Raw genomic sequence first — 15,406 nt, forward strand, 5'->3', positions numbered from 1 at the left:
ATTCGCTTTTAATGATTGTACAAGGCAAATGTAGACGACAACATCTGTAGAAAAAAGAAAATGCCAGGCGTTAACCCAGCATTAACCAAGGCGTGAAATTCTATTAACTCTGGCTGTCACCTTGAGCATTGGTTAAGATAAAATATATTTTATTGAAAGCACCTTGCAGAGAAAGTCGAAAGGTAATTTGTTCTTGTCTCTTAATAAGGTTTCGACTGTGCTTACGCTAAAGTTTCAGCGACACGCGTGCGCTCAACCTGACATTAACTTACTTTAAATTCTAAACCTACATTTCTAATGCTTTCTATAGCTATTGAGGGGTCTAGTTTAAAATATTTTCTGAGACGGCTTATAAAAACATCCATACTGCGGCCAGAGAAGAAATCATCATTTTCCCAAACGGCTTTCAAGATATCTTCGCGCTTTAGTAGTTGATTCTTATGGTTGTACAAGAATAAAATAAGCTCAGCTTCCTTATGTGTCAATTGTTTTTTGAAATCCCCGCAAATAAGCTCACATCTTTGCGTGTTGAATGTGTAAGTACCGATATCTATATTGGCCTCTTGAATTGATATACTAGCTGTTTTTTCGGTTCGTTTAAGGATATTATTTAGCCTAAGGACTAATTCATCGGCTTCAAAGGGTTTTACGATATAATCGTCTGCACCGAGCTTTAAGCCTTTAATTTTATCTTCCTTTAGTTTTCGGGCAGTGAGAAAGATAAACGGTGTTTCTGGTGCGATATCAATAACTTTTTCTGCCAAGGTAAAACCATCCATTTTTGGCATCATAACATCAAAAACACAAATATTAAAATGTTTCTTTTGGAACAGTTCTAATGCCTCCTTGCCATCTTTAGCCCAAGTAATAGTGAACCCCGAGATTTCTAAATATTGCTTTAGGATGTTCCCAAAATCTAGATCATCTTCAGCTAGTAAAATATGTTTCATAGAATACATTATTAATGAAAAGGGATAGTTAGTGTAAAAATAGTGCCTTTGCCCTCTTTGCTTTCAACACTAATCTGCCCATGGTGGGCTTTTACGATTTGATTGGTATAATACAAACCAAGACCGAGACCTTTAACATCGTGAACCTCAGTATTTCCTGCTCTAAAAAATTTATCGAACACCTGTTTTTTATCCTTATTAGAAATACCAATGCCATAGTCTTTAATGGAGATGTTCAATGCCGACGTACTGTTCACCATACAGTCTATGATGACATCACCATCAGAATATTTCACAGCATTTTCAAGGATGTTTAAAAGCGCTGTGGTCATATAAAATTTGTCGAGCTTCACCTTTTGGTTTTGTATTGAAAAATTTCTATTTAACCTAATAGCCTTAGATTTCTGTGACAACATAAAATCATCTAATACAGTATTTACATAGGCTTCTATATCCACCAATTCCTTGTTGAGCTGAATTTCTTGATAGCCCAAACTATTGTTCAGTACCTGGTCGATTAGTTGTTGTAAGCGTTTATTTTGACGTTCAATAGTCTGTATGGTATTGTCAACGATTTGTGGTTGCTGTTTTATGTCGTCTTTCTTTAGCATCTTCGTCGCAAGCGTTAAAGTCGCTAAAGGGGTTTTAAGCTCGTGCGTCATATTATTGACAAAATCGGTTTTAATATCTGCAATTTTCTTCTGGGTGATAAGGTTTTTTATGGAATAGTAAAGCAGCACCAGAACTAATGCAAAAATGAAGATTGAAAGCACCAAAATACCCGACATTCGCCTTAAAACTTCCTGTTCCCAGCCATCAATATTAAAGTAATCTTGGGTTACGACCTGAAATTCAAAGTTTATGGTTTTTTGCAGCCCATCTTCTACATAATCGCGTTCTGTGTCAGTTGTTGTTTGTGAGTTATTAATGCCATAGGCGCTATTGATATCAAAATTGTCCCCTATGAGATGTAGTGATTGCTCTTTTGTCGACTTAAAAAACAAAGTGTCGTTGGCCACAGAGTCTAATAAAACAATCGATTTTAGCCGTTTTTGAAATTTTACGGGATGAGATACCCCTTGTTCCTTAAAAGTATTCTGATATAATTCTATGTAGCGCGAATTAATAGCATCTCGTGTTTTAGCGAAGTCACTTAAAAATGCAGGTTTTTGTAATAGCCCTCGTTTATAATCGATAATTTGATTAATAACCAAATCACCAATGGTTTCGTAAATAGAATCTATTTCCGCGATGTTGTCGTCAAAGCGGAAAATACTGCGCTTGGTTTCTTCAATGAATGCATCTTTTTCGAGTTTATAGGTGTTATTAATAAGATACGCCTGAATACCGGATAGGGCCATAAGCCCTAGAATTGATGCAGTAATTAAAATGTTGATTTTTCTTTTCATATGCTGCTGTAAGTTAAGCATAAAACAGAGTTTACAGTTTTGGGGTGAATTGATTTTCTTGATTGATGAAGCTTACCGTAAACTCTGCTTTTAAGTTAGGACTATCATCTAAAACGTCTCTTAGTATTCCAGTTGTACGCTTTAGTTCTTTGGTCTCTTTCCGTAATTTGATTGTTGTTTAAAGTTCTCATTGTTTTTTGATTTTAGATACTGAAACCGCACTTCGATACTTCGGCTCTGCTAAGAACAGGCAGGCTCAATGTGACAGTTCAGGACATGTTGATGATGGTACAAATCTAAAATCAAGATGCGATACAAAAAAGAAAATGAGCGAGGTTAACCTAGCGTTAACCTAAAGTATAATAGAAATACCAGAAAAGACAAGGCTTAGAGCCCATACTGTAAATCGGTATTAACCATTATAAATATATAATCGGCATTTGGTCCTCTTCGTTTTTTCCTCTTTTAAAGACTTTAAGGATACATTTTGAATTTGTATTTGTTAGGACCCTATACATTAATGAAAACAGTTGTCTTATTTTATGAGAACTTTTACACTTAATACATGAAAAACATATAAATTATACATATAAAATTCAATGTTTTAAATTGGTGTCTCAGTATTATTTACGACTACTATTTCTATGCTTTTTTGGTTCAGGTCAATGTTGTTATGCCCAAATATTTAATGAGGTCTCAGAACCATTATTATTTCAGAAGAGTCTTGCGGAGAAAATCTATTTGCAAATAGACAATGCCTTATATCAAACGGGTGAAACAGTCTGGTTTAAGGCTATAGTTTCTAAGTCCCATGATCATAGTTGGTCTGACATCAGTAAAATTCTGCATGTCGAGCTAATCGATGCTAATGATAACATTATTGCTCATCAGTTATTAAAATTAAACGATGGTTTGGCTCATGGTTCATTTGTCCTTGAGAAAAGTTATAAGCCTGGTAAATATAGAATTAGAGCCTATACACATTGGAACAGAAACTTCGAAAAGGATTTTATTTTTTTGCAACCCATAGAGGTCGTCGATTTAAAGAAAGACACATTAAGCCAAAAACCAATAATCAATATGATTGTTGGTACGGGAGATTATAAGTCTTTACAGGCAGATATCAATCCGAAGGTAGTCAATCGTGATTTTAAAGGAAAATTAAGGCTGTTTATAGATACGGAAAAACGTCTTGATACCCTAACCTTAGAGGCAACTGAGGATGATACCTATAAATTAGAGTACAGACTTCCTGATGATGCCATAAGAGCAGAATTGAAGTTCAGTACCGTTACAAAATCTAGGATTAAGAAAGAGGAAACCGATTTTTATATCGAAACAGTAATCATTGACAAAGACCATCTAGATATTCAATTTTTTCCTGAAGGTGGCCACCTTGTCGATGGACTTCTCAGTACGGTAGCTTTTAAAGCTATAGATTATAATGGGTTGGGTCATAGAGTAGAAGGAACAATTAAAGATAATTTTGGCAATACGATAACCACATTTAGCAGTAACGACTTGGGTATGGGGACCTTTAAACTTTTACCTGAGCCAAATGCCTTGCATTATGCGGAAATTATCAAAGGGAACCTTAGTTATAAGTATCAGTTACCCATGGCAAGACCTAATGGCAGCGTCATGACATTGGTGAGCTTGCGCGACGAGTTGCGATTGTCTATTGTATCTCATAATCAGACGTCAGAAACCCTTAGCATTAAGACCTCATCAAGAGGTGTCCAATACCAGAACTTTAGTTTTGAGCTAAAAGATACAATTACGACATCCATACCAAAAGCCTCATTGCCGGAAGGCGTCATAAAAATCAGTGTGCTGAATGACAAAAATCAAACCATTTGTGAACGCTTGGTTTTTAATAATAGGCCAGATCAAAGATTAAAGGTACATATGGTTTCGGATAAAATAGTGTATGCGCAACGTGAAGCGGTACGCCTAGCACTTACCATAGACAGCATGCAAACCAAGACACCAATGAGCCTTTCGGTTTTAGTGTTAGGTAAAAGTCGAGCTGAAACTTCCAGAAGCTATAAACCCAATATTCTGGCGTCTATATTACTGAATTCAGAACTAAAGGGCTTTATTGAACATCCCAATTACTATTTTGATAAATCAAACAGAAGCCGACATGTAGATTTGGATGCTATGATGTTAACCCAAGGTTGGCGGGATTACAAGTATCAAAAAGAGGCATCCATAACAACGTTTAAACATGATCCAGAAACAAATCTTGTATTATCTGGGACCATTGGTGAATATTTCAACCCAAACAAGCGCCCTAAAAAACCTATGAATTTGAACCTAATGATAAAAAACGATATACCGCAATTTTACAGCTTGGAAGTTCCCTCGAGTGGCAGGTATAGTTTTCAACTGGATGATATCTACAAGCCCAAATCCGAATTTTTTATGCAAGTGGTCGATAATGGGGGAAAAGCAGTAGACTTTAAAATTAACCTGGATAAAAAATGGCGTCCAGAAATACAAAAGCAAAGCAAAAGATCATTTTCGATACCGAGCTCTATAAAAACTAATTTTACTGAACAAATGCAGGTCGTTGATCAGATTAAGCAAAACTATGAAACGACCTTCAACACCATTGCTTTAGAAGAAGTTAATATAAAGGGCTATAAATTAACTCCGGCGCGAGAAGCATTTATGAAAAGACATGGGGAACCTACAAAAGTATTAGAGGGTAGTGACTTAAATAAAAATCCCCCAAAATGGAACTCGGGGCTTTTAAGTGTCATCAGGGCTCAATTTCCAAATGAGATCATGATCATAAATGAAGGACCACCAAACAATCAATTTCTAAGAGCTGTGGTGAGGGGAACCGAAAGAGGAGGAGGCTTTACTTATGTGTTGGTTGACAATATTCCTTTGTCATTAGAAGAATATAGATTTGTTGAAAGTATGCCAGTCGATGAAATTGAGAGTATAGATATTTTAGAATCACCGAAGAATAAAAATAAATATTGTGACCAAGTGTTAAGAACAATCATTTGTCCTACTTATGTAGCCTTAATTAATATCTACACTAAATCTGGTAATGGTATCTTTGGAATGGTCAAGCCTAAAGGTTTTAGAATCAATAAGATTGAAGGATTTTCTGAGACTGCTGAGTTTTATGCGCCAAAATATGAAAATCTATCAAGTCAAGATTGGGTAATCCCAGACCATAGAAGTGTTATACATTGGTCACCAGATGTTGAACTTAACGAAGAAGGCAGGGCTATTTTAGAGTTCTATAATGACGACCATGTTGGGGAGGTATCAGTGATTATTGAAGCCATTTCTAAAAATGGTAAAATGGGGTATATCGAGAAAACCTATAAAGTCAAGGAAGCTGAACGCTAAAGGTTCAATTTCTTATCATGTTCGAAATGACAAGTCCGCTGTTAGGTTTAAAATAACTTCTAAGTATTTAGAACTCTTACTATATCTTTGGCGATCCTTCGATTCCCTCCGACTCCCTGTCCGCCGTACAAGACTTCGGAAGGCGAGGCGCTAAGGGGCCAACGCTCAGGATGACAGTTTTTCAGCAATATTCAAAGTTGCTATCGGTATTTACAATAACTTCACCACATCTTTTGCAAAATATGAGGCTATAATATCAGCCCCAGCACGCTTAATAGAGGTGATTTGCTCTAACATCACAGCATCATGGTCTAACCATCCTTTTTCGGCTGCTGCTTTAAGCATGGCATACTCGCCAGAGACTTGATATACGGCAATGGGGATGTCAAAACTATTTCTAATATCACGCACAATGTCCAAATAGCTCAGGCCTGGTTTAACCATTACGATATCTGCCCCCTCATTAATATCCATTTCGGTTTCCCTAATGGCTTCCTCTCTATTGGCGAAATCCATCTGATAGGTCTTTTTATCTTTTGGGACATTGACCAGATCCACAGGCGCAGAGTCTAGCGCATCTCTAAAAGGCCCATAAAATGCGGACGCATATTTTGCGGAATAGCTCATAATGCCAACATCTATTAAATTAGACTGGTCCAAAGCTTCCCTAATCCCTAAAATACGGCCATCCATCATGTCACTGGGGGCTACAAAATCGGCACCAGCTTCGGCATGGGATATACTCATTTCGGCTAATACTTCAACAGTGGCGTCATTAATGATTTTTCCGTTTTCAACAATGCCATCATGACCATAAGACGAAAAAGGGTCCAAGGCCACATCAGTCATCACTAACATATCTGGACAAACCTCCTTAACCGTTTTTATGGCGCGTTGCATCAGTCCGTCAGGATTTAAGGCTTCAGTTCCTTTATTATCTTTTAAAGTATCGTTGACTTTTACAAAAAGCAACACCGATTTTAAACCTAAACTCCATAACAATTTTACTTCATCTTGAAGCAAATCTAAACTGTAGCGGTAGTAATTGGGCATCGAGGCAATTTCTTCTTTTACACCTTTGCCTTCTACCACAAAAAGAGGGACTAAGAAATCATTAGAAGAGATGGAGGTCTCTCTTACCAAACTTCTAATAGCGTCATTAGTTCTAAGGCGTCTATGTCTTCGTATTGGAAACATGTTTTTGGCTTTGCTAATTATCGTTATTTTTATGAAACACAAAATTAACCATTAATAACCATTCTATATTGCCAAATCTATTTAATGCCCTAAACTTTCAGTTTCCATGGCGAAATTACCAAGATAAACTTCTAAAGAATTTCGATGCTCATATTGAGGATCATCATTTTCATGTGATTGCACCTCCAGGTTCTGGAAAGACGATTTTAGGAATCGAAATATTAAGACGCATTGGCCAAAAGGCATTAGTACTTGCGCCAGCACTCACCATTAGAGACCAATGGCAAGATCGATTGCAGACATTTTTCACGGATGACAAGCCGTTTGAAGACGTGTCGTTAGACATAAAACAACCGAGTACCGTCACATTTTCTACATATCAGTCATTACACTCCTTTTATAAATCGTTTGAAAATGAAGCGAAATTTCTAGACTTTTTTAAGATACATGAAATTGACACTCTTGTTTTGGATGAAGCACATCATTTAAAAAATACGTGGTGGACGTGCTTAATGGCATTAAAAAAGAGTAATCCATACTTTATAGTTGCGCTTACGGCTACACCGCCTTATGACAGTAGCAGATTGGAAGTTAACAAGTATTTTTCGCTTTGCGGAGAAGTTGATGATGAGATTTCTGTTCCAGATTTGATTAGAGAAAAAGATTTAAGTCCGCATCAGGATTTTGTGTATTTATCTAAGCCTTATGATTCCGAACTCAATTACATCTCAACCTACAGGGATAATATTTCTCAATTTAAATCTCGCATTTTAGATGATGAGCGTTTTATTAGGCTTTTGGAACAACACCGATTGTATGAAGATCCATTGCAACATACAGATATATTATATTCTAATACGGCATTTTTTTCATCAATTTTAATCACGCTAAATGCTATTGGAATACCAACGGATAGAGACAAATTAGAACTTCTAGGTATTCGCAAATCTGACCGTATACAATTACCTGATTTAAACAATGAATGGTTCGAAATTTTATTGCAAAACCTCTTAGTCACGGATCGTGAAAACTTAGAGCAGCATGAAGATTATCTTCTTGAATTAGAAAAAGAGCTCAGAAAACTCCATGTTTTCGAAAAAAATAGAATCAATTTATCAGGTAATGAGACCCTCTACAAATCGCTTGCCTTTAGTCCAAGCAAACTAGAGAGTATTGTTGAGATTGTCAATGCCGAACGCTTGGCACTTGGTGAAGCACTGAGCTGTGTTGTATTAACAGATTATGTGAGAAAAGAATTTTTAAATACATCAAGTGAAGATACCGTGTCGATTGATAAAATTGGTGTGTTACCCATATTTCATTACATCAGAACAAGTTCTCCAAATAATAAGGATTTAGCAGTACTCACAGGAACGATTGTTATTGTTCACCATTCAATAATTCATGCTGTAAGTGCTTATAGTGGAGGCGAGTCCTATGTTTATGTGCCTTTAAAAAGCGACAATGATTTTGTTTTGGTTAAGGCTTCAAATAAATCGAGTAAGGCTATAGTAGGCATTATTACCAGATTGTTTGAAGACGGCATTATTAAAGTATTGATTGGTACAAAAGCCCTATTGGGTGAAGGTTGGGATGCACCTTCTATAAATAGCCTAATATTGGCCTCGTTTGTCGGTTCTTTTGTGTCTTCCAACCAAATGCGAGGTAGAGCCATTAGGAGGGATGCCAACAAGCCTAAAAAGATCAGTAATATATGGCATTTGGCTTGTATTGATCCAACGGATAAATATGGTGGAAAAGAAATCGAATTATTAAAGCGTCGGTTTGAAGCGTTTGTAGGTATAACCAACACCAAAATACCTTTTATAACCGATGGTTTTGAGCGCCTGGGAATTCCCGAAAAAATTGATGCTGCTGAGGTCGATAGCTTAAATACCATGACTATTGAGCGCTCAGGAAAACGAAACGACATTAATATTCAGTGGAAAAATTCTATAGGAAGCGGCAGCAAATTAACGCGCCAGTTGCAACTTCAGGATTTTAAAACACCTGAGTTTAAAGCACAACGTGAGGTTTATTTTTCTAAAGCTTCATCATTGGTTTTAATAGAAATTGGATTAATCTTGTTTACCTTCTTTTTCGGAACAATTGCAGCAGCTTTAAGTATATCGGTGAATAAGGATTTACTTGCGGTTATAAAATTTATAGGTCTAATTATCGCTGTATTTTTTGGTTATAAATTATATAAAGCAACTATTTATTATTTGCGTCATGGCTTTTTACATAAGCGTCTCAAACAAATGGGTTTAGTGATTTTAGAAACTATGGATGATATGCGTATTTTAAATACTAAAAGAAGTTTAGTAACAGTAGACTCTGAAGAAATACATAATGGTGTCGTAACCTGCAGTTTGAAAGGAGCAAGTAATTACGAAGAAGCCTTTTTCCTAAAAACACTCACTGAATTACTAGAACCTATAGAATCTCCGAGATATATTATTGTTGGGACCAACTTTTTTAAGAAGGGACTTAATATCGAGAATTTTTATCCTGTTCCAGAAGTCTTTGGAAAAAACAAAAAAGACGCTCAGTTATTCTATAAGTATTGGTTGCGATTTATGGGAATGGGTAAATTAGTGTTCACGCGCCAACCTGAAGGCAGACGCATTATGCTCAAGGCAAGATTGTTTCATCATACTAATGAGTTAAAGGGCAATCTCGATGATGTGACTGTTTGGAAGTAATTCAAACCCAATCGACAGGATGCTTTAGTACCTTAAGTAATCGTTCCTCTTCGCTACCCTCTTTGGGATGGTGATCGTAAACCCATTGCACATGGGGTGGTAAGCTCATTAAAATACTCTCTATACGACCATTAGTTTTTAAACCAAACAAGGTGCCTTTATCGTGTACAAGATTGAACTCTACATAACGACCACGTCTAATCTCTTGCCAATCCCTCTGCTCTTGAGAATACGGTAAATCTTTTCGTCTTTCGACAATGGGCACATAGGCTTCAAGAAAGCTATCTCCAACTTCGGTAACAAAGTCGTACCAGTTTTGCATACTCATATCATCGGTCTTCTTGCAATAGTCAAAAAATAAACCTCCGATACCGCGGGCTTCATGTCTATGGGAATTATGGAAATAGTCATCGCACCTTGCCTTATAATTAGGGTAGAATTCTGGGTGGTGCTTATCACATGCCGTTTTACAGACGTGATGAAAATGTTTAGCATCTTCATCAAACAAATAGTAAGGGGTTAGATCTTGTCCCCCGCCAAACCATTGATCGACAATATGTCCTTGTCGATCATACATTTCAAAATAACGCCAGTTGGCATGTACAGTGGGCACCATAGGATTTTTTGGATGCAAGACTAAACTTAAACCGCAGGCAAAGAAATCGGCATCTTTAACACCAAAATAAGTTTGCATACTTTCAGGTAATTTGCCATGTACACCAGAAATATTCACACCACCTTTTTCAAACACATTACCATTTTCAATAACACGTGTTCTTCCACCACCACCTTCTTGGCGTTTCCAAATATCTTGATGAAATTTTTCCTTGCCATCAATGGCTTCTAGCTTAGACGTAATTGTATCCTGAAGCTCGTTTATGTAATTGAAAAATTTATCTTTCATCAATGTGATTCAGCGCTCAAATTAAAGGGTTTTTATATCCCATATGAATGGTGCAAAATTACGATAATAAACCAAATTAGAAGTGAATTTATCACAGTAAGTTGCCTTGTGCCGGTATTTTCATTTATTCAAAAAACCGTATTTTTATTAAAGCTGTTAATCGAGAAGGTGTATCTATGTCTGTTCTTAAGATTTCGTATTGTGTCATATTCTGTTTTTCATTGCTGACGTGTTGGTCGCAGGACAAAATTTATAAAAAGGCAGAACTAGATCGGCTTTATGAAGATCTTAGGGCAAATCTAAATCGTAGTGATTCCATCTTAAATAAGATTGATGGTGCTATAGCTTCCATATCTAAAATTGAAAATGACACTATTGCCGGTGACCTTTATCATAAGTTTGCCAACTTAAGGCTCGATATGGGCCATTGGGATAGTATTTCTCGGGGCATACATCAAAAAGGTTACGATAGGATCGAAGCCTCGGGGGATTTTTGCAAACTAGCGGTAAGCCAGTTTAATCTAACGCGATTTGCCTTGTTCCGAGACAGTTCAAACTTACTTGAGTTAGCGAATCATGGTTTAGACATAGCCGAACAATGTGGCGACTTAAAACAAATTGCCCATGCACAGTCTTTTGTCGGAGCTGCTTATATAAATTCCGCAGATTATAAAAATGCGCTAGTCAATCTTTTAGAATCTGAAAAAAACTACAGCTCAATTGATGATTCCTTGGGCATCGCCATGGTTAATCTAGATCTGGCCATTGTTTATTCTAATTTGCAAGAAGGGATGAGGTCTATTGAAGCCACAAAAAAAGCGGCCTTTATTTACAAAAATGCCAATAGGGATATCAACTATGCGGTAGCACTTATAGATATGTGTTCTTCGTATTTAGATATTAAGGAGACGGATAGTGTTATGAAATACTTACCGATTGCGCATAAAATAGTTGAAAATAGACATCAGCTTGCCAATGCTTATGTGTATCAACATTATGGTAATTTAAATATTCAATTGGGTAAGTTCGATAAGGCCATAGCAGATTTAAAAAAAGGATTAGAGGTCAATAAAAATATTGATGATAGCGGTTTAAATGCCAATCTATACAATTTCTTGGTTGGCGCCTATAACGGTAAGAATGATAAGGATTTGGCCTTTGTATATGCGCTAAAATCAGATTCTGCATCAGACATTATCGGTGGAAGTTACGAAAAGCTGAATAGTTTGTTGACCTTGGCTAAAGCCAGTTATAACGTTAATGAAAACAAACAAAGTTACAATGCGTTCTTAGAATATATTGAATTGAAGGATAGTGTTTTAGGTGAAGAAAAACTTAAGGAAGTTGCGGCCTTAGAAAAATTTTATGAGGCCGAAAAGCGTGAAAACCAAATTAAAATTCAGCAACAAGAGAACGATTTACTGTCTACCAAGAACAGAGCCGCAAATAACCGAAATATTGCTTTACTTGTTTCTCTATTACTGCTAGGAGCATTGGCCTATGCCTTAATTAATAAGTTTAGGTTGCGAGCCACCAAACAAAAAGCCATTACCAAGGTAAAGGAACTGGAGAACGATAACCTCAGTCAAAAAATTGAATACCAAAAGCGTGAATTGACCTCTAAAGCCTTGCATATAGCCCAGAAAAACGAGATGCTAAATGAGCTCAAAAAGGACTTGAGCAACCTTAGAAAAGACAATAATAGCAGTAACGTGAATCATCTTATAAATAAACTGCACATTGACAAACAAATTGACGATAACTGGGAGCAGTTTACAACACAGTTTATGGAGATGAATCCTGATTTTTTTAAAAATATCACAAAGCTCTACAGTAATTTAACAAAAAACGATATTCGGTTAATTGCCTTATTAAAGATGAAGTATGATTCTAATTCAATTGCGTCATTGTTAAATATATCGACCGAAGGCGTTAAAAAGGCGAGATATAGACTTCGGAAAAAACTAGAGCTTTCTTCTAAGGATGATTTAGAAAAGCACATCATGAGTTTTTAACGCTTTCTGTCTTAGGATTTGAGCTTATACAATTCGTATAGTTCCATATCTAAAGGAACTTCGCCTGGAGGAGTAAAGGCTTTGTTTAATGTTTTTTGCCAGACAAAACCATTTTTTGTAGCCACTTTCATACTTGCTATATTGTCTTTATTGACAATAATTTGAAGGGTTTCGAGTCCCAAATCACTAAAAGCATAGGCGGATAAGGCCTTAATGGCACTAGAGATAAGCCCCTTCCCTTCAAAGGTATGGCCGATACAATAGGCAAATTCGCCTTGTTTTTTATCCCAGTCCAATTCCTTGATATAAATGAGCCCTGCTAGCGATCTGCTTTCAGAATGTTTAAGCGTATAAAGGAACTCTTCTTTCAGTTCAAATTGCTTCACTTTCTTCTCCACAAACAATTGAGACAACGTGGGCGTTAAATTTTGCTCCAAAGTTTTTGGGAAATAACGCTTAAATCGGTCTTCGTTCGATACCATAAGGTTACAGATCTTCCAAGCATCACCACCATGAACAGGATTAATTTCAAAATCTTTAAATGTTGCTATCATTAGCTCAATTCTATTTTGTCAAAAGGTTCAAAACCAATCTCCTCATCGTCATCAAATAAGAGATCAACAGCGATGACAGATGCAGAAGTAACACTTAGAGGCAGTACGAGAATAACACCAACCACTGGAATTAATAGCATTAGTAAAAATCCAATACCATTGCCTATGGCCAAACCGCGATGTTGCCTGATAAAAGCCACACTTTCTTTATACTTAAAATGACGTTCTAATGTATAGTCCATATTCGCAAATCCTGCATAATACGCTTGTACTAAAAACAGTAATGCCGTTGAAAAAATATTCACAACAGGGATAAACTTTAGCAATAAAATAGGTAAGGTATATAGCAGTTCTTTAACTAGGTTTCTAAGCCCGATTCTAATACCTCGGACAAGCTGTTTAGAAAAATTAGTATTCACATAATTCTGAGCAGGTTTTCCGGTAAAATAAGCTTCAATTTTTTCGGAAACTGGGCTCATAAAAGGTGAAGAGAGCGCCATTATGATGTGTTTGTACATAATTAGCCCTATAGCGAAAATAATAATACCGCTAATAAATGTAGAAATGGCTGTAAAAGTGGCTTTGCCAAATTCCCATATCCATATTTGGGCGATCCATTCGCCTAGGTTGTCAGACAAACCATAAGCTGAAACAAAAATTAGTAGAAAAACAACAAGGCTTATAATAATGGGAATGACAAAGTACTTCCATAATTTCAGTTTTGAAATTAGGGCATAAGCACCTGAATACACCTGAAGCCCTCTAAATATGTCCCTTATCATTTTTTATTCTTTGATTAATAATAATCTACAAACAAGACGCCTTAACAGCATATCTGTTACGCCAAAAACATTAAACCTTTACGACTGATATTCTTTTACGGCGTCTATAAAGGCTTTGGCATTATCCAATGGAATATTGGGTAAAATACCATGACCTAAATTTACGATGTATTTATCTTTTCCGAAAGCGTTAATCATCTCATGCACCATCTTTTTAATTTCAGAAGGAGGAGAGAACAGTCGTGAAGGATCAAAATTACCCTGAAGTGTGATGTGTCCTCCTGTTAAATAGCGTGCATTACGTGGCGAGCATGTCCAATCGATGCCTAAGGCTGAAGCATTGGATTTTGCCATCTCACCAAGGGCGAACCAGCAGCCTTTTCCAAACGCAATGACTGGTGCGTGATCCTTTAAAGCTTCAATAATTTGATTAATGTATTGCCATGAAAACTCTTGGTAATCCACAGGTGATAGCATACCTCCCCAAGAATCAAAAATCTGTACAGCATTACAACCTGCCTTCACTTTTGCCTTAAGATAAGCTATGGTCGTATCTGTAATTTTTTGCAAGAGTTGATGTGCGGCTACAGGCTGCGTAAAACAAAACTCCTTGGCCTTATCAAAGTTTTTACTGCCTTGTCCTTGAACACAATAACATAAAATAGTCCAAGGTGAACCTGCAAAGCCAATTAAAGGAATCTCATTGTTGAGCAGCTCTTTGGTGGCCTTTATAGCTTGCATGACATAGTCTAGTTCTACATGTACGTCGGGGATGATAACATTATTCACATCCTTTTGGGAGCGTACAGGATTAGGTAGGTAAGGCCCAAAATTTGGTTTCATCTCAACCTCAATATTCATGGCTTGCGGAATCACCAAGATATCAGAGAATAGAATGGCTGCATCCATACCGTATCGACGGATAGGCTGTACCGTAATTTCACTGGCTAATTCTGGGGTGCGACAACGTGTAAAGAAATCATATTTGGCCTTTATTTCCATAAATTCTGGCAAATAGCGACCTGCTTGGCGCATCATCCATACTGGTGGACGCTCTACCGTTTCTCCTTTTAGTGCTCTTAAGTATAAGTCGTTTTTTATCATCTTAGTCATTAGCTATTGGCCGTTTGCCTTTATCTATGTTTTATTCTATTAATTAAACTGTTAATCATTTTCGCTTCTTTATCTAAAAGTGAGAAAATGGTTTCTAAATCTTCTTGTTTAATAAATCCTAGTTCTTCAGAAATAATCAGTTGTGTTTCAACTTCGAAAAGTGATCCCATGGCTATTTCGAGAAATCTCTTAAATTCAATTTCACTATGTCTACTACAGCCCTCAGCAATATTTGAAGGTATGGAAATAGAGGCTCTGGTTAATTGGCTTTTTAAGCCAAATTTTTCTTCAGAAGGGAGTTGTTGAGATAATAAATATACTTGCTTAACAATTTCAATCCCATTTTTCCAAATTTCAAGTTGCTTAAAATTTCTCATTCTTTTTGGGTTTTGCGAATAGCCA

11 protein-coding genes are annotated in these 15,406 nt (G+C 36.6%); 3 read left to right on the forward strand and 8 right to left on the reverse strand.

All coding sequences use genetic code 11. The features are described from left to right. Positions 1-263 precede the first annotated feature (263 nt). Together ACO052_RS04045 and ACO052_RS04050 are read right to left on the reverse strand one after the other, a co-directional pair. Entirely contained in the window at positions 264-950 is a 687-nt protein-coding gene (locus ACO052_RS04045) for a response regulator transcription factor (protein WP_422106736.1), read from the reverse strand. A gap of 11 nt (positions 951-961) precedes the next feature. Continuing rightward, the gene (locus ACO052_RS04050; protein ID WP_422106737.1) at positions 962-2,359 is read right to left on the reverse strand and encodes a sensor histidine kinase; all 1,398 of its coding nucleotides are present in this window, start codon (positions 2,357-2,359) and stop codon (positions 962-964) included. Between the two features lie 612 nt (positions 2,360-2,971). On the opposite strand from ACO052_RS04050, the gene ACO052_RS04055 reads away from it, so the two are divergent. After that, positions 2,972-5,734, forward strand: a complete 2,763-nt coding sequence (locus ACO052_RS04055) for an MG2 domain-containing protein (protein WP_422106738.1) — start codon at positions 2,972-2,974, stop codon at positions 5,732-5,734. A 210-nt stretch (positions 5,735-5,944) separates the two neighbouring features. Here ACO052_RS04055 and hemB read toward each other — a convergent pair whose 3' ends face one another. Beyond that, complete coding sequence (gene hemB, locus ACO052_RS04060) at positions 5,945-6,931, reverse strand: porphobilinogen synthase (protein ID WP_422106739.1); 987 nt, start codon at positions 6,929-6,931, stop codon at positions 5,945-5,947. 68 nt (positions 6,932-6,999) lie between these two features. Between hemB and ACO052_RS04065 the strand changes: the two genes are divergently transcribed. Next, positions 7,000-9,636, forward strand: coding sequence for a DEAD/DEAH box helicase family protein (locus tag ACO052_RS04065; RefSeq protein WP_422106740.1), 2,637 nt, complete (start codon positions 7,000-7,002; stop codon positions 9,634-9,636). Position 9,637: 1 nt separating this feature from the next. Here the strand turns inward: ACO052_RS04065 and hemF are convergent, their stop codons facing one another. Further along, positions 9,638-10,540, reverse strand: coding sequence for an oxygen-dependent coproporphyrinogen oxidase (hemF, locus tag ACO052_RS04070; protein WP_422106741.1), 903 nt, complete (start codon positions 10,538-10,540; stop codon positions 9,638-9,640). A gap of 176 nt (positions 10,541-10,716) precedes the next feature. Here hemF and ACO052_RS04075 point away from each other — a divergent pair, with 176 nt between their 5' ends. Then, a complete protein-coding gene (locus tag ACO052_RS04075) occupies positions 10,717-12,555 on the forward strand; it encodes a hypothetical protein (protein ID WP_422106742.1) in 1,839 nt (612 codons plus the stop codon). An 11-nt stretch (positions 12,556-12,566) separates the two neighbouring features. On the opposite strand, the gene ACO052_RS04080 is transcribed toward ACO052_RS04075, so the two are convergent. The 4 genes from ACO052_RS04080 to ACO052_RS04095 all read right to left on the reverse strand — a co-directional run bounded on the left by ACO052_RS04080 (position 12,567) and on the right by ACO052_RS04095 (position 15,381). Next, positions 12,567-13,109 (reverse strand): GNAT family N-acetyltransferase, encoded by a 543-nt coding sequence (locus ACO052_RS04080; RefSeq protein WP_422106743.1) that lies wholly within the window; start codon positions 13,107-13,109, stop codon positions 12,567-12,569. Then, the gene (locus ACO052_RS04085) at positions 13,109-13,891 is read right to left on the reverse strand and encodes an EI24 domain-containing protein (protein ID WP_422106744.1); all 783 of its coding nucleotides are present in this window, start codon (positions 13,889-13,891) and stop codon (positions 13,109-13,111) included. The genes ACO052_RS04080 and ACO052_RS04085 overlap by 1 nt, the downstream gene beginning before the upstream one ends. 78 nt (positions 13,892-13,969) lie before the next feature. Then, a complete protein-coding gene (hemE, locus tag ACO052_RS04090; protein WP_422106745.1) occupies positions 13,970-14,995 on the reverse strand; it encodes a uroporphyrinogen decarboxylase in 1,026 nt (341 codons plus the stop codon). Between the two features lie 29 nt (positions 14,996-15,024). Then, positions 15,025-15,381 carry a four helix bundle protein gene (locus tag ACO052_RS04095; RefSeq protein ID WP_422106746.1) on the reverse strand — a complete coding sequence of 119 codons (357 nt, stop codon included), beginning with the start codon at positions 15,379-15,381 and terminating at the stop codon, positions 15,025-15,027. Between the last annotated feature and the right edge of the window lie 25 nt (positions 15,382-15,406).

Source organism: Winogradskyella sp., from assembly GCF_965228925.1.
GTDB lineage: Bacteria > Bacteroidota > Bacteroidia > Flavobacteriales > Flavobacteriaceae > Winogradskyella.

What these genes read in the sequence shown, in the direction of transcription:
- ACO052_RS04045 (WP_422106736.1), bottom strand. Translation starts at nt 950, where the DNA reads ATGAAACATATTTTACTAGCTGAAGATGATCTAGATTTTGGGAACATC.
- ACO052_RS04050 (WP_422106737.1), bottom strand. Translation starts at nt 2,359, where the DNA reads ATGAAAAGAAAAATCAACATTTTAATTACTGCATCAATTCTAGGGCTT.
- hemB (WP_422106739.1), bottom strand. Translation starts at nt 6,931, where the DNA reads ATGTTTCCAATACGAAGACATAGACGCCTTAGAACTAATGACGCTATT.
- hemF (WP_422106741.1), bottom strand. Translation starts at nt 10,540, where the DNA reads ATGAAAGATAAATTTTTCAATTACATAAACGAGCTTCAGGATACAATT.
- ACO052_RS04075 (WP_422106742.1), top strand. Translation starts at nt 10,717, where the DNA reads ATGTCTGTTCTTAAGATTTCGTATTGTGTCATATTCTGTTTTTCATTG.
- ACO052_RS04080 (WP_422106743.1), bottom strand. Translation starts at nt 13,109, where the DNA reads ATGATAGCAACATTTAAAGATTTTGAAATTAATCCTGTTCATGGTGGT.
- ACO052_RS04085 (WP_422106744.1), bottom strand. Translation starts at nt 13,891, where the DNA reads ATGATAAGGGACATATTTAGAGGGCTTCAGGTGTATTCAGGTGCTTAT.
- hemE (WP_422106745.1), bottom strand. Translation starts at nt 14,995, where the DNA reads ATGATAAAAAACGACTTATACTTAAGAGCACTAAAAGGAGAAACGGTA.
- ACO052_RS04095 (WP_422106746.1), bottom strand. Translation starts at nt 15,381, where the DNA reads ATGAGAAATTTTAAGCAACTTGAAATTTGGAAAAATGGGATTGAAATT.